The organism is Actinokineospora sp. NPDC051303, from assembly GCF_055586285.1.
The window spans coordinates 1-21,404 of the sequence record NZ_JBVJIN010000081.1; the positions used below are offsets into that span (position 1 = coordinate 1).

Here is a 21,404-nt window from a genome sequence, read left to right on the forward strand (position 1 = left end):
AGACGGGTGGGGAGCCTTCGGCCCCACGACCACGGCAAGTTTAGGGATCTTCCTTCACCCCCAAAGAAACCACTCCACCCCATCGAGCACCGGGCAGCGTCAGTACGGCCTGACAGCAGAGCGGGTTTGCTGCTCGACCCCATCGAGCGCTGGGCAGCGTAGGTGGGCCAGCAGAAAGACCGGTTTGTCCCTCTGCCCCACCGAACACTGGGCGAGCCCAGGCTCGGCCTGGCAGGTGAGCGGGAGCGCGACCAAGCCGACAAGAGCACCCGGACCGCCCCGACCAAGTCCTCAACGACCCCACTGCGGCTGCTTTCGCCGCCCCGAAACCCCCACAAACAAAACCCCGCCCACCCTGGGGGCTGACCCCGCTCCAGTCTATCGCCGCAGGTCAGCGCGGGGAAGAGGGCCGCCGCGCCTGTGGATAACTCGCCGGGGGAAAGGGGCGACACGCCGGGGTGTTCCCCCGAAAGAGGTCACGAGCGAGGCGAGACCCGGACACGACAAAACCGGCGCCTGCGCCCCCAAGGGGGACGCAAAACGCCGGTTCGCGGCTTGTCAGGGGCCTTAGCCGCGCACGACCTTGCCTGCCTTGAGGCAGGAGGTGCACACGTTCAGGCGCTTGCGCTGTGAGACGCCCAGGCGGGCGTGCACAGTCTGGATGTTCGGGTTCCACCGGCGGTTGGTGCGCCGGTTCGAGTGCGAGACCGACTTGCCGAAGCCTGGCCCCTTGCCACAGACGTCGCACACGGCAGCCACGTCAGACACTCCTTCAGGTTGGCGGAGCCCACTCACACAAGCGATATGCGGGTGGACGCACGTACGAGGGCCCAGGGCACACCCGGGCGGTCTGCACAGGGTAACCGGTCGCCGTAGCGTGCTCCAAACCGGGGCCGTCGGGGGTCGCTAGTCTCCCCCGATACCGATGGACGAGGTGGAGGGCCTGTGCTCAACGCGCTGGACGCGGGCGAGGTGCGGCGGTGGGCCGCGGCGTGCGTGCGGGCGCTGGACGCGCACCGCTCGGCCATCGATCGGATCAACGTGTTTCCGGTGGCCGATGGGGACACGGGGTCCAATCTGCTGTCCACGCTGCGGGCGGCGTTGGCGGCGCTGGTGGCCGCGCCCGCCGGGGAGCATGCCGGGCAGGCGTTCGGGGTGTTGGCGAAGGGGGCGCTGGCGGGGGCGCGGGGCAACTCGGGGGTGATTGTCTCGCAGGTGTTGCGGGGGATGGCCGAGGTGCTGCGCGAGCGGGCGGTGGTGACCGGGCCGGATCTGCGGGCGGCTCTGCGGCGGGGGGCCGAGTTGGCCGCGGCGGCGGTGTCCGAGCCGGTGGCGGGGACGATGCTCAGTGTTCTCGACGCGGCGGCCACGGCGGGCGAGGGGGGATTGCCGGAGGTGACGCGGGCGGCGGCCACGGCGGGCGACGGGGGGCTGCCGGAGGTGACGCGGGCGGCGGCGAGGGCGGCCGCGGAGGCGTTGGGGCGGACGCCAGCGCAGCTCGCGGTGTTGGCCGAGGCGGGGGTTGTGGACGCGGGCGGGCGCGGGATCGTGGTGCTTCTCGACGCGTTGGCCGATGTGGTGGCGCAGCGGCCCGCCGGGGTGGGCGCCGCGGCAGCCCACGACGACGGGCCGGTGGCGGGGGTGTCGCGGGAGGCCGGGTCGGACCTGTTCGCCTATGAGGTCATGTATCTGCTCGGGGAGTCCACCGAGGACGCGGCGAGCGCGTTGCGTGAGCGGCTGGTGGGGTTGGGGGACTGTGTGTCCGTCGTCAGCGACGGGGACGGGCTGTGGACTGTCCACGTGCACTGCAACGACGTGGGGGCCGCGATCGAGGCGGGGATCGAGGTGGGCAGGCCGAGGCGGATCAGGGTGGCGCGGTTCGCGGACGCGCCGTCGGACGCCGCGGACCGGTTCGTCCGGGACCGCGCTGTCGTCGCGGCGGTGCGTGGCGATGAGCTGGCAGAGCTGTTCGCGGCGGAAGGGGTCGCGGTGCTGCGGGCCGACGACGCAGAGCCGCCAACGGCCTACGACCTGCTGCGGGTGATCACCGGGACCGGCGCGGCGCACGTGACGGTGCTGCCCGGGGACGCCGGGCTGACCGCGATCGCCGACGAGGCCGCGATCCGGGCGGTGGCCGCGGGCCAGGACGCGGTGGTGGTGCCGTGCGCGTCCCCGGTGCAGGCGCTGGCCGCGATCGCCGTGCACGACCCGCGCAGGCGCGCGGGCGACGACGTGGTCGCCATGGCCGAGGCCGCCGCGGCGACCCGGCGCGGCGAGGTCGTGGTGGCCGAGCAGGACGCCATCACCTGGATCGGCCCGTGCCGCGCGCGGGACGTGCTGGGCTTCGCCGACGGCGAGGTGGTTCTCATCGAGCCGGGCCCGCCCACGGCCGAGGCCCTGGCGCGCGCCGCGTGCGGGGTGGTCGAGCGGATGCTGGCCGCGGGCGGGGAGCTGGTGACCGCGCTGCTGGGGCGCGACGCGCCCGACGAGGTGCCCGAGGCGCTGGCGGAGTTCCTGCGCCGCGAGCGGCCCGACGCCGACCTGGCCGTCTACCGGGGCGGACAGTCCGACTCGGTGGTGGTGCTCGGCCTGGAGTGAGCCACCGTCGGTGGGTGCCGACATAATCGGGGCGTCCAGATTTGGCACGGCGGGGAGAGTGATGGCAGCGCTGAGCGACCGGCTCGACCGGGTGGTGGGCAAGAAGTCCGCGGACGCGCTCGCCGCCGCGTTCAAGCTGGAGACCGCGGGTGACCTGCTGCGCCACTACCCGCGCCGGTACGCCGAACGCGGGCAGCTCACCGACATCGCGGGCCTTGAGGTCGGCGAGCACGTCACGGTGATGGCGAAGGTCGTCTCGGTCAACAAGCGGCAGATGAAGACCAAGCGCGGCACGCTGATCGAGGTCGCCCTGACCGATGGCAAGCGGTCGTTGGAGTGCGCGTTCTTCAACCAGCCCTGGCACATGGACAAGCTCAAGCCGGGCCTGAGCGCGTTGTTCGCGGGCAAGGTCACCGCGTTCCGGCAGAAGCTGCAACTGGCCAACCCGGACTACCAGCTGCTCGACGGCGACGCGGAAACCGGTGCGGTGGAAGAGTTCGCGGGCGGTCTCATCCCGGTCTACCCGGCGTCGGCGAAGATCCAGTCGTGGCAGATCGCGCAGTGCGTGCAGCAGACACTGGACATGCTGGACGAGATCGAGGACCCGTTTCCCGACGAGCTTCGGCTGAAGCTGGGCCTGGTCGAGTACGACACGGCGGTGCGCGCCATCCACCGGCCCGCCGAGTGGGCCGACCTGGAGATCGCCCGGACCCGGCTCAAGTGGGACGAGGCGCTGGCCGTGCAGCTCGCCCTTGCCCAGCGCCGCAAGGCTTCCGCCGCCCGGCCCGCGCCCGCGTGCCCCCCGAAGCACGGCGGGATCTTGGACGCCTTCGACAAGCGGCTGCCGTTCACGTTGACCCAGGGCCAGGTGGAGGTCGGCGCCGCCGTCGCGCGCGACCTGGCGGGCGAGCACCCGATGAACCGGCTGCTCCAGGGCGAAGTGGGTTCCGGCAAGACGATCGTGGCGCTGCGGGCGATGCTCCAGGTGGTCGACTCGGGCAGGCAGGCGGCGCTGCTGGCGCCGACGGAGGTGCTGGCGTCCCAGCACGCGCGGTCGCTGTCGGACATGCTGGGCGACCTCGGGCAAGCTGGAGAGTTGGGGGCCGCGGAGAACGCCACCCGGGTCACGCTGCTCACCGGTTCTCTCTCGGCGCCGCAACGCAAACAGGCGATGCTCGACGCGGTGAGCGGCGCGGCGGGCATCGTGGTCGGCACGCACGCGCTGATCCAGGACAAGGTCTCCTTCGCCGACCTGGGTTTCGTCGTGGTCGACGAGCAGCACCGCTTCGGCGTCGAGCAGCGCGACGCCCTGCGCGCCAGGGCTGGTGAGAACGTGAGCCCGCACGTGCTGGTGATGACCGCGACGCCGATCCCCCGCACCGTCGCCATGACCGTCTACGGCGATCTGGAAACCTCGTCGCTGCGCGAGCTTCCGGCTGGCCGCTCGCCGATCTCCACGAATGTCGTTCCGGTGTCGGAGAAACCGGCGTGGCTCGACCGCGTGTGGCAGCGGGTCCGCGAGGAGATCGCCAAGGGGCACCAGGCTTACGTCGTCTGCCCCCGCATCGGCGACGAGGACTCCCCCGACTCCCCCAGCGGCGGCGACGACGGCCGCAGGCCCCCGCTGGCGGTCGCCGAGGTGGCCCCCATGCTCGCCGAGGGGCCGTTGTCCGGCCTGCGCGTGGGAATCCTGCACGGCCGGTTGGCGACGGACGAGAAAGACCGCGTCATGCGGGCGTTCGCCGCGGCGGAGATCGACGTCCTGGTCGCCACCACGGTGGTCGAGGTCGGCGTGAACGTCCCCAACGCGACGGTCATGGTCATCATGGACGCCGACCGCTTCGGCATGAGCCAGCTCCACCAGCTCCGCGGCCGCGTCGGCCGAGGCTCGGCGCCGGGCCTGTGCCTGCTGGTCACCGAGGCCATCGGCGGCACCTCCACCCGAGACCGCCTCGACGCGGTCGCCGCCACCCTCGACGGCTTCGAACTGGCCCGCCAGGACCTGGAGCTGCGCCGCGAGGGCGACATCCTCGGCGCCACCCAGTCCGGCTCCCGCTCCGGCCTGAAAATGCTGTCCCTGCTCCGCGACGAAGACATCATCGCCAACGCCCGCACCGTCGCCCAAGCCCTCGTCGCCGACGACCCCGACCTCCGCGCTTTCCCCGGCCTGGCGGGCATGGTCGGCCAACTGGTGGACGACGAACGCGCCGAATACCTGGAAAAAGTCTAGATGCCCACCACGCCGCGAATCGGCGCCCGCGTCCTCCTGCTCGACCCGGCCAATCGCGTGCTGCTCATCCACGCCCTCGACCCCGCGGACCCCGCCCACCACTGGTGGGAACTCCCCGGCGGCGGCCTCGAACCCGGCGAGACCCGCACCGAGGCCGCGCTTCGCGAAGTAGCGGAGGAAACCGGTTTCCAGCTCACGACACTGGGCCGCGAACTGTGGGTAGGCGAAACCCGTTTCCACTACCAGGGCCACGACCACCACCGCGTCGACCACGTCTTCCTCGGCCGAACCCACACCACAACACCCCAACTCCCCCGCACCCCCACCGAGAACGAGAAGGCCGGAGTCGTCGAACACCGCTGGTGGTCCGCCCCCGATTTGCACCGGTGCCCCGACAAACTCGTCCCCGCCACCCTCCCCACCCTGCTCGGCGATTTGTTGGCGGGCCGCATGGGCGACACTCCCCTGACCCTGCACAGCTGACTATTCAAAGTTCCAGAAGTGCGCGTTGCCCGACGCTGCCGCAACGGATGGATCTTCGCGAACTCCGGTTTGCCGCACCCGCGCCTGCCCGTCACCCGATCCCAGAGAATCCCGCCGCTGTCCCGATCCGCCACGATCTCATCGGCATAGGCCGATCCCGGCACCGCTCGGCCGTTCCACCACGCCCGGAAGGCGCAGCCAACAACGCATTTACCGGAAAGAGCGCCTTCGGCGCTTCCGACTCCCCCGGTTTCGGGCAATTCGATCTGGCAGGTGAAATCTCCATCCGTCCGCATGGGCAGCCAATAGATCACTCAAATCCGACAGAAAGGAGAAGACTTCTGCCGCCCGAACACAGGGCATTGACCGTTCGACTTCCGCGCACCTTGCGTGCATACCGCGCGCCAACAACAGCTTGACCAGGAATAACAAGGGATACAGTACGCTGGGAGCGAAGACAACGCCGGAGGTGAGCGCGCGATGGGGAAGCGACGAGAGTTCGCGAACGCGCGACGCGCCGATGACGAACTGGCGGCGCTGGAACTATTGCATCGGGTCACTTCCAGCGATGTCAGCGAGGAAACGCTGACGCAGTTGGAGTTGGTGGTAGACGACCTCGCGATGGCGTATCCACTCACCCGACCTGAGGAACTGCTTAAGCGGCTTCGCAAGTACCTCGCCTATGTGAATACCCTGCTGGACAGCCGCACAACGCTCGCGGGCCGTCATCGACTCGTTGTGGTGGGCGCGTGGCTGTCGTTGCTCGCCGCGACAGTGCATATCGACCTGAACCAGGGTGGGGCCGCGACGGCCCGGCTGCGGGTGGCGGCCGGGTTGGCGAAGCACGCTGGGCACAACGAGATTCGGGCGTGGTGTTACGAGACGCATGCGTGGCGGGTGCTCACTGAAGGGCGGTTTTCGGAGGCGATCGGGCTCACCCACGCCGCGCAGGCGTTGGCGCCTGCCGGGAGTGGGGTCGAGGTGCAGGCGGCGGCGCAGGAAGGGCGGGCGTGGGCGCGGTTGAAGCGGCCGAAGGAGGCATACCGGGTAATCGGGCGGGTGGACAAGCTGGTGTCGCCCCTCCAACGGCCGGAACAGCCGGAGCACCACTACCGGTACGACCCCACCAAGTTCGTCGCCTATCTGGCCACGACGCTCGCCTGGATTGGCGATCCGGAGGCTGAGCGGTTCGCCCGGGAGACCATCACGCGGTTGACGCCCAGTGAGGACGGCGGGAAGTGGCCCCGGCGGGTCGCCTCGGCGAACCTCGATCTGGCGCTCACGTTGGTGGCGAACGACCGGCTTGATGAGGCCTGTCACGCCGCCGCGCAAGCCCTTCACTCCGGGCGGGTGGTGCCCTCGAACCACTGGCGGGCGGCGGAAGTCGTCGCGGCTGTGGAAGCGCGCGGCCTGCCGGAAGCCATCGAGCTGCGGGAAGCGTATGAAGGGCTGCCGCGGACCTAGGGGAGCTTCCAGTCCACCGGTTCGGCGCCCTGTTCCACCAGGAGCGCGTTGGCGCGGCTGAACGGGCGGGAGCCGAAGAAGCCCGCGTGCGCCGACAGCGGGCTCGGGTGAGCCGACTCGATGGCTGGGACCGAGCCGAGCAGGGGGCGCAGGTTGCGGGCGTTGCGGCCCCACAGGATCGCCACCAGTGGGCCGCCGCGAGCCGCGAGGGCGCGGATGGCCTGCTCGGTGACTTCCTCCCAGCCCTTGCCCTGGTGGGAGTTCGACCTGCCCGGCTCGACGGTGAGGGCCCTGTTGAGCAGCAGGACGCCGTTTTCCGCCCAGGGCGTCAGGTCTCCGTTGGACGGCAACGGGTGCCCCAGGTCGTCGCAGTACTCCTTGTAGATGTTGACCAAACTCTTCGGGATCGGGCGGACGTCGGGGGCCACCGAGAACGACAGGCCGACGGCGTGTCCCGGGGTGGGGTACGGGTCCTGGCCGACGATCAGGACGCGGACGTCGGCGAAGGGCTGTTTGAACGCCCGCAACACGTTCTCGCCCGCGGGCAGGTAGCGCCTGCCCGCGGCGATCTCGGCGCGCAGGAACTCGCCCATCGCGGCGATCTTGTCGGCGGCCGGCTCCAGCGCCTGCGCCCACCCGGATTCGACGATCTCGGTCAACGGTCGTGCCACGCCGGTAAACCCTACTCAGTCGAGCCTGCGCAGCCCCGACCGGTACACCGCGATGTTCTCCACGTACTTGGCCACGATCCCCGACGTCATGTCTTCTGGCACCACATGGCCTTCGCGGACCTTCGCCGGGATGCCCAGGGCCATCGAACGGGCCGGAATGAAGCCGTTGAACGACACCACGCCGCCCGCGCCGAGGATGGCGCCGTCCTCGACCACCGAGCCGTTGAGCAGCACCGAGCCTGAGGCGATCATGCAGCGGTCGCCGACGGTGGCCCCCTCGATGTGGACGTTGTGGCCGATGACGCAGTCCACGCCGACGCGGACCGGGTGGAACTCGGTGCAGTGCACGACCGTGCCGTCCTGGACGCTGGTGCGGGCACCGATCTCGATGCTGCCGTAGTCGCCGCGCAGCACCGCCTGCGGCCACACCGACGCGAACGCGCCCAGCGTGACGTTCCCGATGACGGTGGCGTCCGGGTGGACGTAGGCGTCGGGGTGGATGTCGGGCGTCAGGTCGCCGAGGGCGTAGACGGGCACGTGATCTCCTCGCTGGTGAGCAACTTGCCGAGGTGGTAAGCCTCGTCGGCGTCGGCGTAGTGGCCGAACGGGGTGATGGGGGTGTATCCGGCGGACTCGTACAGGGCGATGGCCTCCGGCTGCCGCAGGCCCGTCTCCAGGATGAGCCGCCGGTGGCCCGAGGCGCGCGCGGCGCGTTCGAGTTCGGCGAGCATGGCGCGGGCGAGGCCGCGGCCGCGCAGGGCTGGGGTGACGTAGAGGCGCTTCATCTCCGCGTCGCCGCCGTCGTGGCCGCGCCACCCGCCGGTGGCCACCGGGGTCCCGTCGAGGTAGCCGACGAGGAACAGGCCCCGGGGCGGGGCGAACTCGGCGGCGTCGACGGGGGTCTCGTCAACGCCGCCGTAGCGGATCACGTACTCCTGTTGGACCTCGTCGATGAGCCGGGCCGAGTCGGGGTGGTCGTACCGGCGGACTTCGATGCGCACGCCCCGATTGTCGCTCACCCGATCCAGTGAATCGCCCGCCCGCCTCAGCGCCAGTGCTGCCAGCCCGCGGGCCCCGCGTACGGGCCGCCGTCGACGGTGACGCCGGTGCCCCTGGTGACGGTCCCGATGGTGCGCCAGCCCGGGGGCACGCCCGCCGGGTCGGGGAAGGTGGCGGCCAGCGCGTGGTCCTCGCCGCCGGTGAGGACCCAGTGCCGGGGGTCGCCGCCGAGCGCGGAGGCGACGTCGATCAGCCGCTGGTGCACCTCGATGAGGTCGGTGCGCACGTCGATCGCCACATTGGACGCCGCGCAGATGTGCCCGAGGTCGGCGAGCAGGCCATCGGAGACGTCGATCATCGCGGTGGCCCCGGCGTCGGCGGCCTGGGGACCGGCGGCATAAGGCGGCTCCGGGGAGCGGTGCGCGCCGACAACGCTGACCGGGGAGCGGAAACCGCGCCCGAGGACCGCGAGACCGGCCGCGCTGAAGCCGAGCTGACCGGCCACCGCGACCACGTCGCCGGGCATCGCGCCGCCGCGGGTGACCGGCGCGCGGCCCCGCAGGTCGCCTAAGGCGGTGATCGAAATCACAAGGGTTCCGGACTCGGCGAGGTCGCCGCCGACGACGCCGACACGGGCGCGGGCGGCCTCGTGCCACATGCCCTTGGACAGCTCGTCCACGACCTCGGCCGCGGTCGTGGACGGGCACGCGATGCCCACCAGGACCGCCGTGGGGACCGCGCCCATCGCCGCGACGTCGGCCAGGTTCACCGCGACGGCCTTGCGGCCCACCTGCTCCGGGCTCGACCAGTCGAACCGGAAGTGGACGCCCTCGACCAGCACATCCGTGCTGGCCACGACCCGTCCGTCGGACGCGGCGACCACCGCGGCGTCGTCGCCGGGCCCGAGCAGCGTGCCCTTGGGCTGGGGCCTGCTCTCGGTGATCCGCTTGATGAGGTTGAACTCACCCACGTCGGCCACGGTCTCCGCGCCCTGGGGCGTGTCCGGTCTCACGACTTCCTCCGATCGCCGAACTCTGTCGAACCCCCGCGGATCGCCAACTGGGGTACGTTGCTGGACACGTTCCTACATCTTGGGGACTCCTAGCCGCGAAGGGGCGCGCCGTGGTCCACGCATACATCCTTATCCAGACCGAGGTCGGCAAGGCCGCCGCGGTCGCGGCCGAGATCGGCGCAATCGCAGGGGTCACCACCGCGGAGGATGTCACCGGGCCCTACGACGTCATCGTGCGGGCCGAGGCCGACAACGTCGACCTGCTCGGCCAGCTCGTCGTGGCGCGCATCCAGAACGTGGACGGCATCACACGGACGCTGACCTGCCCGGTTGTCCACCTCTGAGCCGTGGTCTAGTGGGGGACGTGAGCGACCAGCCCCAGACCGGCCCGTCGCGCGCCGCGGTGATCACCGCAGCCGTCCTCGTCGGCGCGCTGGCGGTGGGCATCGTCGTGGCGAGCAGGCTGCTTCCCGAGTCCCCGGACAACCCCGAGTCCGGGCCGGTCGGCCTGGTGCCGGTCGAGGCCCCCGCCGCGGGTTCGCCCGAGTGCGGCGCGCTGGTCGCCGCGCTGCCCGCGACGCTGCCCAGCGGCGGCTCGACGCTGGACCGGCTCCCGATTGTCGAACCCGCCCCGGTCGGCGCCCTGGCCTGGGGCGACGCCGCCGGGAACCGGGTGGTGCTGCGCTGCGGGCTGGGCAAGCCGCCGGAGCTGACCCCGACCGCGGCGCTGCGGCAGGTGTCGGGCGTGCAGTGGCTGCCCATCGAGGGCGATGGGTCGGCGACGTGGTTCGCGGTCGACCGGGGCGTCTACGTGGCGCTGACCCTGCCGTCGACGGTGGGCACCGGTCCACTTCAGACGGTGTCCGAAGTGGTCGGCCAGACTCTGGCCGCGCAGCCGGTCCGGCCTTAGCGCAGACCGGTTCCCCTGGCCAGGGCGGTGTCGATCAGGACTCCCAACAGGGTCGAATAGTCCACACCGGACACTTCCCACATCTTCGGGTAGGCCGAGGTCGGGGTGAAGCCGGGCATTGTGTTGACCTCGTTGACGGTCAGCGTGCCGTCCTCGCCGACGAAGAAGTCGACCCGGGCCAGACCCTGGCAGTCCAGGGCGTGGAAAGCGTCGACGGCCATGGCGCGCAGGCGTTCGGACACCTCGTCGGGGAGCTTGGCGGGGATGTCGAGCGTGCACACGTCATCGAGGTACTTGGCGTCGAAGTCGTACCAGTCGATTCCTTCGACCAGCCGCACCTCGGCGGGCTGGGAGGCGCGCACGCTGCCATCCGGGAACTCCAGCACGCCGCACTCGACCTCGCGGCCGACAACGGCGGCCTCGACCAGTACCTTCGGGTCGATCTCGCGGGCGTGCGCGATGGCGGCGGCCAGGTCGTCCCAGGAGGTCACCCGGGTGATGCCGGTGGACGAGCCCGCGCGCGAGGGCTTCACGAACACCGGCAGGCCAAGGTAGTCGCGCTCGGCCTCGGTCAGCGTGGCCTGGCCGCGGCGGGGCTCGACATACCGGCCGACGGGCAGGCCCTCGGCGGCGAGCAGCTTCTTGGTGAAGCCCTTGTCCATCGCCACCGCGCTCGCCAGCACGCCGGGCCCGACGTAGGGCACGCCCACCATCTCCAGCAGCCCCTGGATGGTGCCGTCTTCGCCGTAAGCGCCGTGCAGCACCGGGAAAACAAGGTCCACACCGGACAGGACCTCGCCCGCCCGGCCCTGCTCCAGCACGACCAGACTCGCCGAGGCCGGGTCGGCGGGCAGGGTCAGCGCGGTGCCGGAGGTGACGCTGGGCAGGGCGCGGCCCTGGATGCCCAGCTCCCGGGGGTCGGACGGGCCCAGCACCCATCCGCCCTCCCGAGTGATGCCGACCGGCAGGATCTCGAACCGCTCCGGATCCAGGTTGGCGAGCACGCTCGCCGCCGACACACAGGACACCGAGTGCTCGGTGCTGCGCCCGCCGAAGACGACAGCGACACGGATCTTTGAGCTGGTCATGGGGCCCGACCCTACCCGGATGCGCCGACCCGTCCGGTGAAGACCTCAAGCAGCTGCGGAATGGCGTCGTGGAGCTGCTTTCTTGAACACGCCGCATACCCGAGGGCGATGCCGAACCAGGTCGGTTTGCCGCAGTGGTGGCGGGCGAGGCCGTCGAGGACGAGGCCGCGCGCGCGGGCCCGCTCGATCAGGTCGCGCTCGGTCTCGGCGGAATCCAGCGGCACCACCAGATGCGCGCCCGCGTCGTCGCCGATGACCGCGACGCCGCCGTCCGTCAGCGCCCGCACCAGCAGGGCGCGCCGCTCGGACAGCTCGCGGCGCAGCTTGCGCAGATGCCTGCCCAGGTCGCCGTTGCGGGCCAGCTCCACCACGACGAGCTGTCCCGCCGCGGACGGACTGGCCCCAGTTGATTCGCGGTGCTCCAAGACGGCGGACACCACCGCGGGCGGAGCCACCATCCAGCCCGCGCCCAGCGTCGGGGTCAGGATCTTGCTCGTGGTTCCCAGGTGCACCACCACATCCGGGGCGAGCGCGGCGAGCAGCGGCAGCGGCGCCACGTCGTAGCGCAGCTCGCCGTCGTAGTCGTCCTCGATGACCAGCCAGCCCTCGCGGCGGGCCCGCTCGACCAGCTCGACCCGCCTGCCCGCCGACATCCGCCTGCCCAGCGGGTACTGGTGCGCTGGCGAGCAGTAGACGGCCTTCGCCCCGGCGGGCACGGCGTCGAGCAGCAGGCCGTTGGCGTCGACCGGGATCGGCACCACCCGCAGCCCGGCGGCGCGCATGGTCTCCACCGCCCGCTGGTAGCCCGGGTCCTCCACGGCCACCGTGTCGCCCTGGCGCAGGACCGTCGCCGCCAACTCGGCCACCGCCGCCGTCGTGCCGCCGGTCGCCAGCACCGACTCGCCCTCGCCGGACTCGTCGAACTCGGCCCGCACCCGCAGCCCCCGGTGCCGCAGCAGGTGCTCGGCGACGACCGCGCGGTAGGCGGGCAGGCCCGCGCGCTGGTGGCGCAGCATCGGGGCGGCTTCCGCGGCGCCCCGCCACGCCCGCCGCCACGCGGACCGGTCGATGCCGCCCGCCCACGGCGAACCCGGGCGCAGGTCCACTGCGGCTTCGTCCTCGGCGGCTGGCTTGGCGCGGCGCGGCCGGGCCGTGGGCGACCCGGGCGGCGCGGTCGTGACGTAGGTGCCCGAACCGTGCTTGCCCGCGATCCAGCCCTCGGCGTGCAGTTGCTCGTACGCGGCGGCGGTGACGGTCCGGCTCACCTTGAGCTGGGCCGCGAGCGCGCGGGTGGACGGCAGCCGGTCACCGCTGCGCAACCGGCCGTCCGCGGCGGCCGTGCGCAGCTCCTCGGCGAGCTGCACAGCCAGCGGGGTCGCAGACCGACGGTCCAGGGTGACCGGCAGCGCGGGACTCTCCGACACCAGTGGCCTCCTGAAATCGTGTCGCTGTGGACCTGTCAGCATGCCACTCGGAGGAGCGAAGGTGAAAGCCGTGACCGAGACGCGCTCCGCTGAATCCCTGTCCCCCACCGACCGCAGCACGATCCGCCGCGGCGCCAAGCGCGCGGTGACCGACCGCGCGGCGCTGTGGGCGGTTCTGGACGCCGGCCTGGTGTGCCACCTGTCCACAGTGGTCGATGGGGCGCCGCTGGTGCTGCCCACCGGGTACGGGCGCGACGGCGACACCCTCTATTTGCACGGCTCGACCGGGGCGCGGAGCCTGCGCACGGCGGCTGACGGTGTCGAGGTGTGCGTGGCGGTGACGCTGCTCGACGGCGTGGTTTACGCCCGGTCGGTGTTCAACCACTCGATGAACTATCGGTCGGCGGTGATCCACGGGACGGCGAGGCCGGTGGTCGAGCCGTCGGCGAAACTGCGGGCGCTGCGGGTGCTTACCGAGCACTTGGCGCCGGGGTCGTGGGAGCACGCTCGGGAGCCGAACGCGAAGGAACTCGCGGCTACGGCGGTGTTGGCTGTGGACCTTGCCGAGGCCGCGGTGAAGGTTCGGGTGGGTGGGCCGGTCGATGACGCGGAGGATGTGGCTGCTGGCGCGGCTTGGGCGGGGGTTCTGCCGGTGCGGACCGTGTGGGGTGCGCCATCACCGGATGACGCCCTGGTGGGGGCGCCGGTTCCGGAGCACGTCACGCGGCGGGCTCGGGGCCGGTGAGGGGGTCGAAGCGGTAGTGGCCCATCGGGGGGCGGGCGGCGCGGTAGACGTGGATGCTGACCGCCGGGTCCGGGGAGACGTTGCGGACCTGGTGGACGTAGCCGGGGGCGAAGACTCGGGACTGGCCCTGGACTAGGTGGTGTAGGGCCACGGCCGGCTTGTTGCGGGTCGCCACGCGTTCGGTTAGGGAACCGGAGACGATGGTGAAAGCGCCGGTGGCCAGGCCGTGGTCGTGGAGGTCGGTGCCCTGGCCGGGGAGCCAGCTCATCAGCCAGACCTCTTGGTCGTCGGTCTTGGCTATGAGGGCGGCGAAGCGCTCGGTGGGGTCGTAGCGGAGCAGGTGGCGCCAGGTCGCGCGATCGGCGGCGTAGTCGCGGGCGATCAGCGCGGGGTGGGCGGTGGTGGGGATGGTGGTGAGGGCGACGGTGTTGGGGGGCACAGCGAACATGGGGGTGGGCTCTCTTCGGGATTCGCGGGCACAGGGCGGCGGATCTACCGACAGAGACAGAGCGCGCTGGCGACACGGCTGAGGTCGATGTGACCTCGGCGGTCGGTCATGGCGCGCAGGAGCATGGTGCTAGTCGAGCATTTCGCTGCTCTGGGGTCAAGCTGTTCATATGGTGGGACGGTGGCTGCGGCTGTCCGTCTGCTCGATGGGGTGGGGTGGTCCCGGGCTTCGTGGGGTCCGCTCGATGGGGTGGAGTGGTTTCTTTGGGGCCCCTACGAAGGAAGATCCCGTCGTGGGAAAGACGGGTGGGGAGCCTTCGGCCCCACGACCACGGCAAGTTTAGGGATCTTCCTTCACCCCCAAAGAAACCACTCCACCCCATCGAGCACTGGGCGAGCGTCGGTGCGGCTTTGTGGGGGGCGGGTTCGCTGCTCTTTGCTCTGCCCCATCGAGCATCTGGCGGCTTGGGGACTGTTAGTGGGTGTCCGGTTCGTCTGGGGACAGGGCTGCCAAGACGTCGGGGATGAGGTCTTGGGGGTCTTCGCAGCCGCAGGAGAAGCGGAGTAGGCCTGGTGGGACTGGGTCGCCCCAGCGGGCTCGGCGGTCTGCGGAGGAGTGGAGGCCGCCGAAGCTTGTTGCTGATGTGACCAGGCGGGAGATGGTGAGGAAGGAGTCCACCTCTGCCGCTGATTCCAGCTCGAAGGTGAGGACGCCGCCGAAGCGGCGCATTTGCTTTGTGGCGATTGGGTGGGCTGGGTCGGTTGGGGAGCCGGGCCAGCGGAGGTTGTGGACCTTGGGGTGGGTGCTGAGGGCCCTGTGGAGGGCTTCGGCGTTTTCTGCTTGGCGAGCCAGTCTCAGGTCGAGGGTTCCCAGGCCCCGGTGGGCTAGCCACGTTTCGAATGGGCCTGGTACGGCTCCGCTGGCTGTGCGTTCTGCTCTTAGGCGGGTGGCCAGGGTGGGGTTTGTGGTGGTGATGTGGCCTAGGACCACGTCGCTGTGGCCTGCTAGGGCCTTGGTGTCGCTGGCCAGGGTCACATCCGCGCCCAAGGCGAGTGGGCGTTGGCCGAGGGGGGTGGCTGTGGTGTTGTCTACGGCTACCAGGGCGCCCGTTTGGTGGGCCAGGGTGGTGATCGCGGCTATGTCGCAGACGTCCAAGCCGGGGTTGGAGGGGGTTTCCAACAGCACTAGTCGGGCGTTCGCGACGGTTTCGGCTGTCCACTTTCCGGCTGTTGGCACCTCGTGGACTTCGAGGTTCAGGGCGGTTAGGTGTTCTCGGACGTAAGAGCGGGCCAGGTAGTAGCCGTCCGAGGGCAGCACGACCTTGTCGCCTGGGCCCAGGACTGTGCGCAGGAGTGCGGAGATCGCGGCCATGCCTGACGAATAGACAACGCACTCGCCGCCGTCTAGGTCGCCTAGGGCGGATTCGAGGGCGCGCCAGGTGGGGTTTGTTGCGCGGCCGTAGAAGTCGCCGGAGTCGGATAGGTGGAACTGGGCGGCTAGGACCGGCTGGGGTGGGACGGGGGTGCCGGGGGTGGGGGGCGGGGCGCCCGCGTGGACGCAGCGGGTGCCGTCGCCGAAGTCGGGGGTGGTCATCGTTCTGGCTTTGTCTTGCGGCCGATGAGTTCACCGGCCATCTCTCGGGGGTCGAAGCCGTCGTGGCACACGCGGTGGACCACCTCGGTGATGGGCATCTCCACGCCGTGGCGCATGGCCAGTTCGCGGATGGCCGAACAGGACTTCACGCCCTCGGCGACCTGGCCGTGGACGGCGGCCTGAGCCTGGGCCATGGACTCGCCTCGGCCCAGTCTCGCGCCGAAGGTCCGGTTGCGGGACAGGGGGGACGAGCAGGTGGCCACCAAGTCGCCCAAGCCAGCCAGGCCCGCGAAGGTCATGGGGTCGGCGCCCAAAGCCGCGCCCAGGCGGCTGGTCTCGGCCAAGCCTCGGGTGATCAAGGTGGCCAGGGTGTTCGCGCCGAAGCCGAGGCCGTCGGCCATGCCGCAGGACAGGGCGATGACGTTCTTGCAGGCGCCGCCGATCTCGCAGCCGATGACGTCGGTGATGGTGTACGGGCGGAAGTAGCCGGTGGTGCAGGCCCGCTGCACGGCGACCGCGCGGTCGTGGTCGCGGCAGGCGATGACGGTGGCGGTCGGCTGCTCCTCGGCGATCTCCCGGGCCAGATTGGGGCCGGACACGACCGCGATCCGGTCGTCGGGGACGCCGGTCACCTCGGCGACGACCTCGCTCATCCGGCGCAGCGAGCCCCGCTCGATGCCCTTGGCCAGGCTGACCAGAGTCGCCTCCGGCGCCAGCAGGCTGCGCCACGCGGTCAGGTTGTGGCGCAGGCTCTGGCTCGGCACGGCCAGCACGACCGTGTCCGCGCCGTCGAGAGCGAGGCGCGGGTCGGAGGTGGCGGCCAGGGTGTCCGGGAGGCGGATTCCCGGCAGGTAATCGGCGTTCTCCCGGTCCCGGGTGACGGCGTCGGCGACGTCGCGGCGGCGCGCCCAGAGGGTGACCGGCTGCCCGGCGTCGGCGAGCACCTTGGCGAACGCGGTGCCCCAGGAGCCCGCCCCGAGCACGGTGATCTTGCCAGCGGCGGCCATGTCAGCTCGCGACCTCGTCGGGGCCCCGCTTGGCGCCCTGCCGGGCCGGGGGCACGAAGAACCCGGCAGGCTCGGGCTCCTGTCTGATCTCGGCGAGCATCCGGCGGATCTCGGCCATCAGCAGGTCGGTGACCTCGCGCAGCAACGCGTTCGTCACCGGCTGCCCCCGGTAGGCCGACAGGTCGACCGGGTCGCCGACGACCGTGACAACCTCCTTGCGCGGCAGCGGGTGGAACTTCTTCGTGTAGCCGTCCCAGATGTGGTTCGTGCCCCAGCGCGCGGCGGGGATGACCGGCACGTCGTTCTCCAGCGCGAGCCGGGCGACGCCGGTGCGGGCGCGCATCGGCCAGCCGTCCGGGTCCTTGCTGATGGTGCCCTCCGGGTAGATCACCACGACCTTCCCCGTCCGCAACGCCTCGTGCGCCGCGCTGAGGCTGTGTCTGGCCTCCGACGAGCCGCGGTAGACCGGGATGCCGCCGGAACCCGCGAGGATCTTGCCGAACACCGGGACGCGGAACAGGCTGTCTTTGGCCATGAAGCGCGGGACCCGCTTGTGGCGGTGCACGAACACCGCGTCGTTGGGCGGGTCGAGATGGGAGACGTGGTTCATCACCAGCAGCACCGGACCCGTCGCGGGCAGTTTCTCCCCGCCGCGATAGGTGCGTTTGCCCAGCCAGGTCATCGGGTAGAAGGCGACCGCCGCCGCGCCGACCCAGAACCCGCCCTTCTCGCGCTTGCCCAACTGCTCCTCCTCTTCGCGCAACCGTGGGCAGTGAGTCTTCCTGGCCACCCGGGCGCGGGTCCATACGGGGTGGTGTCAGCGCTGGCCGGCAGTATCGGAGCGGTGGTGGACCTCGTGGTGCCCGTCAAGCACCTGGACCGGGCGAAGTCGCGGTTGCGTGGCGCGGTGGGCGGCGGCCCGGCCGGTCACCGCGACCTGGTGCTGGCGGTGGTGCTCGACACCGTCGCCGCCGCGCTCGCCGCGCCCGGGGTGCGGCGGCTACTGGTGGTGTGCGAGGACGAGCGGGTGGCCCGCGCCCTGGCCCCGACCGCGGCCGAATGCGTGGACGAGCGCGGCCTCGCCGGGCTCAACGCCGCGCTGCGCTTCGGCACGGCGACGCTCCGTGCAGGTGACGCCCTGTCGGTCGTCGGCGCGCTACAAGCCGACCTGCCCGCCCTGACGCCAGCCGCGCTCGCCGCCGCGGTGGCCGAGGCCGACGGGCGGCGCGCGTTCGTCGCCGACCGGCCCGGCACCGGCACGACGCTGCTGCTGTCCGCGCCCGGCGGGCCGCTCGCCCCCCGCTTCGGGCCGGGCTCGGCGAGCGCCCACGCCCACTCCGCCGTCCGCGTCGGCGACGACCTCGCCCGCCTGCGCTGCGACGTCGACACGCCCGAGGACCTGGCGCACGCGCGCGCTCTCGGCCTCGGAGCCAACACCGCCCGGCTCACCCACACGGCCTGCGGAACGCCCCAGAACACGCTGTAGATCACAGGAAAGTTCACGGTGGCGTAGGCCGGGGAACGCGCGGTTGACGCGTCTCTGCTGGACAATGAGGGTGTGAGCACGGAAAGCACGCACCACCAAGCCCCCGCCCCCGACGCGCCGCCGCCGCCGACCTCGCCGCCGGAAGCCACTCCGGAGCCACGCAGCGTCCCGTTCGCGCCACCGGCGGTGACCCCGGCGGCGGCCGTGACGGACCTGCCCGACGACCGCTACCTCAACCGCGAACTGTCCTGGTTGGACTTCAACGCCCGGGTGCTCGCGCTCGCGGAGGACTCGTCGCAGCCGCTGCTGGAGCGGGCGAAGTTCCTGGCCATCTTCGCCTCGAACCTGGACGAGTTCTACATGGTGCGCGTCGCGGGCCTCAAGCGCCGGAACGAGACTGGGCTGTCGGTGCGCAGCGCGGACGGGCTCACCCCGCGCGAGCAGTTGGGCCACATCTCCAAGCGCAACCAGGAACTCGTCGCCCAGCACTCGCGCGCCTTCTCCGAGCGGGTCCGCCCCGAACTCGCCGACCGCGGCATCAAGATCGCCACATGGGACGAGGTCACCGACGACGACCGCAGGCGGTTGTCGATCTACTTCCGCGACCAGGTCTTCCCAGTTCTCACTCCGCTCGCGGTCGACCCGGCGCACCCGTTTCCCTACATCTCCGGGCTGTCCCTGAACCTCGCGGTGACGGTGCGCGACCCGGAGGGCGGCACCGAGCGGTTCGCCCGGGTCAAGGTCCCCGACAACGTGCCGCGCCTGGTGCCCATCGACCGCAGCGCCGACGAGCAGGTGGCCGTCTTCCTGCCGATGGAGGAGCTGATCGCGGCGCACCTGAACGCGTTGTTCGCCGGGATGCAGGTCATCGAGGTGCACGCGTTCCGGGTCACCCGCAACGCCGACCTCGAAGTCGAAGAGGACCGCGACGAAGACCTGTTGCAGGCCCTGGAACGGGAACTGGCGCAGCGCCGGTTCGGACCGTCGGTGCGCCTTGAGGTGTCCGACGACATGAGCGAGCACATGCTCGAACTGCTGCTGCGCGAACTGGAGGTGCACCCCAACGACGTGGTCGTCGTGCAGGGCCTGCTCGACCTGTCGTGCCTGTGGCAGATCTACGGCGTGGACCGCAAAGAGCTCAAGGACCCGCCGTTCGTCCCCGCCACCCACCCGGCGTTCGCCGAGCGGGAGACGCCCAAGAGCGTGTTCGCGACACTGCGCGAGGGCGACGTGCTGGTGCACCACCCGTACGACTCGTTCTCCACCAGCGTGCAGCGGTTCGTGCAGCAGGCCGCGAGCGACCCGCAGGTGCTGGCCATCAAGCAGACGCTGTACCGCACCTCCGGCGACTCCCCCATTGTCGACGCGCTCATCGACGCGGCCGAGGCGGGCAAGCAGGTCGTCGTCCTGGTGGAACTGAAAGCGCGTTTCGACGAGCAGGCCAACATCAAGTGGGCGCGGGCGCTGGAGAAGGCGGGCGTGCACGTGGTGTACGGCTTGGTGGGCCTCAAAACGCACTGCAAGACCTCGCTCGTGGTCCGCCAGGAAGGCTCCACGATCCGGCGCTACTGCCACATCGGCACCGGCAACTACAACCCGAAGACCGCGCGGCTGTACGAGGACGTCGGCCTGCTCACCGCCGAGCCCGCGATCGGCGCGGACCTCACCGACCTGTTCAACGTCCTGACCGGCTACGCCCGGCAGGACGAGTACCGCAGCCTGCTCGTGGCCCCCTACGGCGTGCGGCGCGGCATCGTCGAACGCATCGAAGGCGAAGTCGAGCACCTGCGCGCCGGGCGGCCCGCGCGAATCCGCATCAAGGTGAACTCCCTCGTGGACGAACAGGTCATCGACGCGCTCTACCGCGCCTCGCAGGCCGGGGTGCCGGTCGAGGTGGTGGTGCGCGGGATCTGCGCGCTCAAGCCGGGAATCCCGGGGCTCAGCGAGAACATCCAGGTCCGCTCCATCCTGGGGCGGTTCCTTGAGCACTCGCGGATCTTCCACTTCGCGGGCGCCGGGGAACACTGGATCGGCAGCGCGGACATGATGCACCGCAACCTCGACCGGCGCGTCGAAGTCCAGGTCCGGGTCACCGACCCCCGGCTCACCGCGCAACTGGACGAGATCTTCGACTCCGCGCTGGACCCGTGCACCCGGTGCTGGATCCTGTCCCCCAAGGGCGAGTGGGAACCCTCGCCCGCGGACGGCTCACAGGTCCGCGACCACCAGGCGGGGATGCTCGCCCGACACCGCGCCCTCAGCTAGCCGTGGCGCGGCACATCGCCGCCGCGGGCGCGGTCCTGTGGCGGCGCGGGGAGAACACGATCGAGACAGCCATCGTCCACCGCCCCCGCTACGACGACTGGAGCCTGCCCAAGGGAAAACTCGACCCCGGCGAGTCGGCGCACGCCGCGGCGGTGCGGGAAGTGGCTGAGGAGACCGGTTTCGCGGCTGTGCTGGGCCGGTCTCTCGGGCAGGTGCACTACGTGGTCGGGGAAAGCGCCAAAACGGTCTCCTACTTCGCCGCCCGCGCGGCAGGGGGTTCCTTCGAGCCCAACGACGAGGTCGACGTCCTGCGCTGGGTACCCGTGTCCGACGCGGTTCACCTGCTGACCTATCCGCACGATCGGGTGGTGTTGGCGCGCTTCGCCGCTTTACCCGCTGAGACGGGGACGTTGCTCGTGGTTCGGCACGCGCACGCGGGCAAGAAGGACCGCTGGCACGGGCCGGATTCGGAGCGTCCGCTGTCGCCTACTGGGCTGCGGGAGCGGGAGGCGCTGACGCGGCTGCTGCCGCTGTTCGGGCCTTCTCGGGTGTTGGCGGCGCCGAAGGTGCGGTGCGTGGACACTGTGGGGCCGTTGGCGGGGCTGTTGGGCATTTCGGTGGAAGTGGAGCCCGCGCTGGCGGAGCAGGCGCCGGAGGGGGCCGCGGTGGAGTTGCTGCGGGGGGTTGTGGGGGCGGGGGAGGTTGCGGTGGCGTGCAGTCAGGGGGGTGTGATTCCGGGGGCGTTGGTGGGGCTGGCGGCGGGGTCTGGTGTGGAGTTGGGGGAGGTTCGGAGTCGGAAGGGCAGTGTTTGGGTGCTGTCGTTCGATGGTGGGGGGCTTGTGGCTGCTGACTATGTCGAGTCGCCTTGAGGTCGCTTGTGCGGGTGTGCTCGATGGGGTGGAGTGGTTTCTTTGGGGCCCCTACGAAGGAAGATCCCGTCGTGGGAAAGACGGGTGGGGAGCCTACGGCCCCACGACCACG

At 71.2% G+C, this 21,404-nt stretch carries 21 protein-coding genes; 10 read left to right on the forward strand and 11 right to left on the reverse strand.

All coding sequences use genetic code 11. From position 1 onward, the window contains the following. Positions 1–567: 567 nt before the first annotated feature. Complete coding sequence (rpmB, locus tag ACZ6SD_RS31495) at positions 568–759, reverse strand: 50S ribosomal protein L28 (RefSeq protein WP_091449505.1); 192 nt, start codon at positions 757–759, stop codon at positions 568–570. A gap of 186 nt (positions 760–945) precedes the next feature. Here rpmB and ACZ6SD_RS31500 point away from each other — a divergent pair, with 186 nt between their 5' ends. From ACZ6SD_RS31500 to ACZ6SD_RS31515, 4 genes are all read left to right on the forward strand, one after another. After that, positions 946–2,598, forward strand: coding sequence for a DAK2 domain-containing protein (locus ACZ6SD_RS31500; RefSeq protein WP_465320664.1), 1,653 nt, complete (start codon positions 946–948; stop codon positions 2,596–2,598). Positions 2,599–2,659: 61 nt separating this feature from the next. Then, a complete protein-coding gene (gene recG / locus ACZ6SD_RS31505; RefSeq protein WP_465320665.1) occupies positions 2,660–4,828 on the forward strand; it encodes an ATP-dependent DNA helicase RecG in 2,169 nt (722 codons plus the stop codon). Beyond that, a complete protein-coding gene (locus ACZ6SD_RS31510; RefSeq protein WP_465320666.1) occupies positions 4,829–5,311 on the forward strand; it encodes an NUDIX hydrolase in 483 nt (160 codons plus the stop codon). Positions 5,312–5,791: 480 nt separating this feature from the next. Next, entirely contained in the window at positions 5,792–6,775 is a 984-nt protein-coding gene (locus ACZ6SD_RS31515) for a transcriptional regulator (protein WP_465320667.1), read from the forward strand. On the opposite strand, the gene ACZ6SD_RS31520 is transcribed toward ACZ6SD_RS31515, so the two are convergent. Genes ACZ6SD_RS31520 through ACZ6SD_RS31535 form a run of 4 tightly spaced genes read right to left on the reverse strand, consistent with a single transcriptional unit; the run spans position 6,772 to position 9,457 of the window. Then, positions 6,772–7,446, reverse strand: coding sequence for a uracil-DNA glycosylase (locus ACZ6SD_RS31520; protein WP_465320668.1), 675 nt, complete (start codon positions 7,444–7,446; stop codon positions 6,772–6,774). The genes ACZ6SD_RS31515 and ACZ6SD_RS31520 overlap by 4 nt on opposite strands. A gap of 15 nt (positions 7,447–7,461) precedes the next feature. After that, complete coding sequence (locus ACZ6SD_RS31525; RefSeq protein ID WP_465320669.1) at positions 7,462–7,983, reverse strand: gamma carbonic anhydrase family protein; 522 nt, start codon at positions 7,981–7,983, stop codon at positions 7,462–7,464. After that, positions 7,956–8,447: a GNAT family N-acetyltransferase gene (locus tag ACZ6SD_RS31530; protein ID WP_465320682.1), complete on the reverse strand. Its 492-nt coding sequence runs from the start codon at positions 8,445–8,447 to the stop codon at positions 7,956–7,958. The genes ACZ6SD_RS31525 and ACZ6SD_RS31530 overlap by 28 nt, the downstream gene beginning before the upstream one ends. Before the next feature lie 44 nt (positions 8,448–8,491). Then, positions 8,492–9,457 (reverse strand): thiamine-phosphate kinase, encoded by a 966-nt coding sequence (locus tag ACZ6SD_RS31535; RefSeq protein ID WP_465320670.1) that lies wholly within the window; start codon positions 9,455–9,457, stop codon positions 8,492–8,494. Positions 9,458–9,567: 110 nt separating this feature from the next. On the opposite strand from ACZ6SD_RS31535, the gene ACZ6SD_RS31540 reads away from it, so the two are divergent. Together ACZ6SD_RS31540 and ACZ6SD_RS31545 are read left to right on the forward strand one after the other, a co-directional pair. Next, positions 9,568–9,801 carry an Lrp/AsnC ligand binding domain-containing protein gene (locus ACZ6SD_RS31540; protein ID WP_465320671.1) on the forward strand — a complete coding sequence of 78 codons (234 nt, stop codon included), beginning with the start codon at positions 9,568–9,570 and terminating at the stop codon, positions 9,799–9,801. Between the two features lie 20 nt (positions 9,802–9,821). Beyond that, on the forward strand, positions 9,822–10,367 hold the full coding sequence (locus tag ACZ6SD_RS31545) for a DUF3515 domain-containing protein (RefSeq protein WP_465320672.1): 546 nt from the start codon (positions 9,822–9,824) through the stop codon (positions 10,365–10,367). On the opposite strand, the gene ACZ6SD_RS31550 is transcribed toward ACZ6SD_RS31545, so the two are convergent. Together ACZ6SD_RS31550 and pdxR are read right to left on the reverse strand one after the other, a co-directional pair. Beyond that, on the reverse strand, positions 10,364–11,455 hold the full coding sequence (locus tag ACZ6SD_RS31550; RefSeq protein ID WP_465320673.1) for a D-alanine--D-alanine ligase family protein: 1,092 nt from the start codon (positions 11,453–11,455) through the stop codon (positions 10,364–10,366). The two genes, ACZ6SD_RS31545 and ACZ6SD_RS31550, sit on opposite strands and share 4 nt — an antisense overlap. An 11-nt stretch (positions 11,456–11,466) precedes the next feature. After that, positions 11,467–12,921: a MocR-like pyridoxine biosynthesis transcription factor PdxR gene (pdxR, locus tag ACZ6SD_RS31555; protein ID WP_465320674.1), complete on the reverse strand. Its 1,455-nt coding sequence runs from the start codon at positions 12,919–12,921 to the stop codon at positions 11,467–11,469. A gap of 28 nt (positions 12,922–12,949) precedes the next feature. Between pdxR and ACZ6SD_RS31560 the strand changes: the two genes are divergently transcribed. Beyond that, a complete protein-coding gene (locus tag ACZ6SD_RS31560; RefSeq protein WP_465320675.1) occupies positions 12,950–13,624 on the forward strand; it encodes a pyridoxamine 5'-phosphate oxidase family protein in 675 nt (224 codons plus the stop codon). Here ACZ6SD_RS31560 and ACZ6SD_RS31565 read toward each other — a convergent pair. The 4 genes from ACZ6SD_RS31565 to ACZ6SD_RS31580 all read right to left on the reverse strand — a co-directional run bounded on the left by ACZ6SD_RS31565 (position 13,599) and on the right by ACZ6SD_RS31580 (position 17,414). Then, the gene (locus tag ACZ6SD_RS31565; RefSeq protein ID WP_465320676.1) at positions 13,599–14,072 is read right to left on the reverse strand and encodes a cysteine dioxygenase; all 474 of its coding nucleotides are present in this window, start codon (positions 14,070–14,072) and stop codon (positions 13,599–13,601) included. The two genes, ACZ6SD_RS31560 and ACZ6SD_RS31565, sit on opposite strands and share 26 nt — an antisense overlap. Positions 14,073–14,546: 474 nt before the next feature. Next, positions 14,547–15,665 carry a cystathionine gamma-lyase gene (locus tag ACZ6SD_RS31570; RefSeq protein ID WP_465320677.1) on the reverse strand — a complete coding sequence of 373 codons (1,119 nt, stop codon included), beginning with the start codon at positions 15,663–15,665 and terminating at the stop codon, positions 14,547–14,549. Then, a complete protein-coding gene (locus tag ACZ6SD_RS31575; protein ID WP_465320678.1) occupies positions 15,662–16,672 on the reverse strand; it encodes an NAD(P)H-dependent glycerol-3-phosphate dehydrogenase in 1,011 nt (336 codons plus the stop codon). Before ACZ6SD_RS31575 ends, ACZ6SD_RS31570 begins: the two co-directional genes overlap by 4 nt. Position 16,673: 1 nt before the next feature. Next, positions 16,674–17,414 carry a lysophospholipid acyltransferase family protein gene (locus ACZ6SD_RS31580; protein WP_465320683.1) on the reverse strand — a complete coding sequence of 247 codons (741 nt, stop codon included), beginning with the start codon at positions 17,412–17,414 and terminating at the stop codon, positions 16,674–16,676. A gap of 105 nt (positions 17,415–17,519) precedes the next feature. Here ACZ6SD_RS31580 and cofC point away from each other — a divergent pair, with 105 nt between their 5' ends. The 3 genes from cofC (at position 17,520) to ACZ6SD_RS31595 (ending at position 21,292) form a co-directional block, all read left to right on the forward strand. Continuing rightward, positions 17,520–18,158 (forward strand): 2-phospho-L-lactate guanylyltransferase, encoded by a 639-nt coding sequence (cofC, locus tag ACZ6SD_RS31585; RefSeq protein WP_465320684.1) that lies wholly within the window; start codon positions 17,520–17,522, stop codon positions 18,156–18,158. 72 nt (positions 18,159–18,230) lie between these two features. Continuing rightward, positions 18,231–20,423 carry an RNA degradosome polyphosphate kinase gene (locus tag ACZ6SD_RS31590; protein WP_465320679.1) on the forward strand — a complete coding sequence of 731 codons (2,193 nt, stop codon included), beginning with the start codon at positions 18,231–18,233 and terminating at the stop codon, positions 20,421–20,423. 2 nt (positions 20,424–20,425) lie between these two features. Next, complete coding sequence (locus ACZ6SD_RS31595; protein ID WP_465320680.1) at positions 20,426–21,292, forward strand: NUDIX hydrolase; 867 nt, start codon at positions 20,426–20,428, stop codon at positions 21,290–21,292. The last annotated feature ends 112 nt before the right edge of the window (positions 21,293–21,404 follow it).

What these genes read in the sequence shown, in the direction of transcription:
- recG (WP_465320665.1), top strand. Translation starts at nt 2,660, where the DNA reads ATGGCAGCGCTGAGCGACCGGCTCGACCGGGTGGTGGGCAAGAAGTCC.
- ACZ6SD_RS31510 (WP_465320666.1), top strand. Translation starts at nt 4,829, where the DNA reads ATGCCCACCACGCCGCGAATCGGCGCCCGCGTCCTCCTGCTCGACCCG.
- ACZ6SD_RS31515 (WP_465320667.1), top strand. Translation starts at nt 5,792, where the DNA reads ATGGGGAAGCGACGAGAGTTCGCGAACGCGCGACGCGCCGATGACGAA.
- ACZ6SD_RS31550 (WP_465320673.1), bottom strand. Translation starts at nt 11,455, where the DNA reads ATGACCAGCTCAAAGATCCGTGTCGCTGTCGTCTTCGGCGGGCGCAGC.
- pdxR (WP_465320674.1), bottom strand. Translation starts at nt 12,921, where the DNA reads ATGCTGACAGGTCCACAGCGACACGATTTCAGGAGGCCACTGGTGTCG.
- ACZ6SD_RS31565 (WP_465320676.1), bottom strand. Translation starts at nt 14,072, where the DNA reads ATGTTCGCTGTGCCCCCCAACACCGTCGCCCTCACCACCATCCCCACC.
- ACZ6SD_RS31570 (WP_465320677.1), bottom strand. Translation starts at nt 15,665, where the DNA reads ATGACCACCCCCGACTTCGGCGACGGCACCCGCTGCGTCCACGCGGGC.
- ACZ6SD_RS31575 (WP_465320678.1), bottom strand. Translation starts at nt 16,672, where the DNA reads ATGGCCGCCGCTGGCAAGATCACCGTGCTCGGGGCGGGCTCCTGGGGC.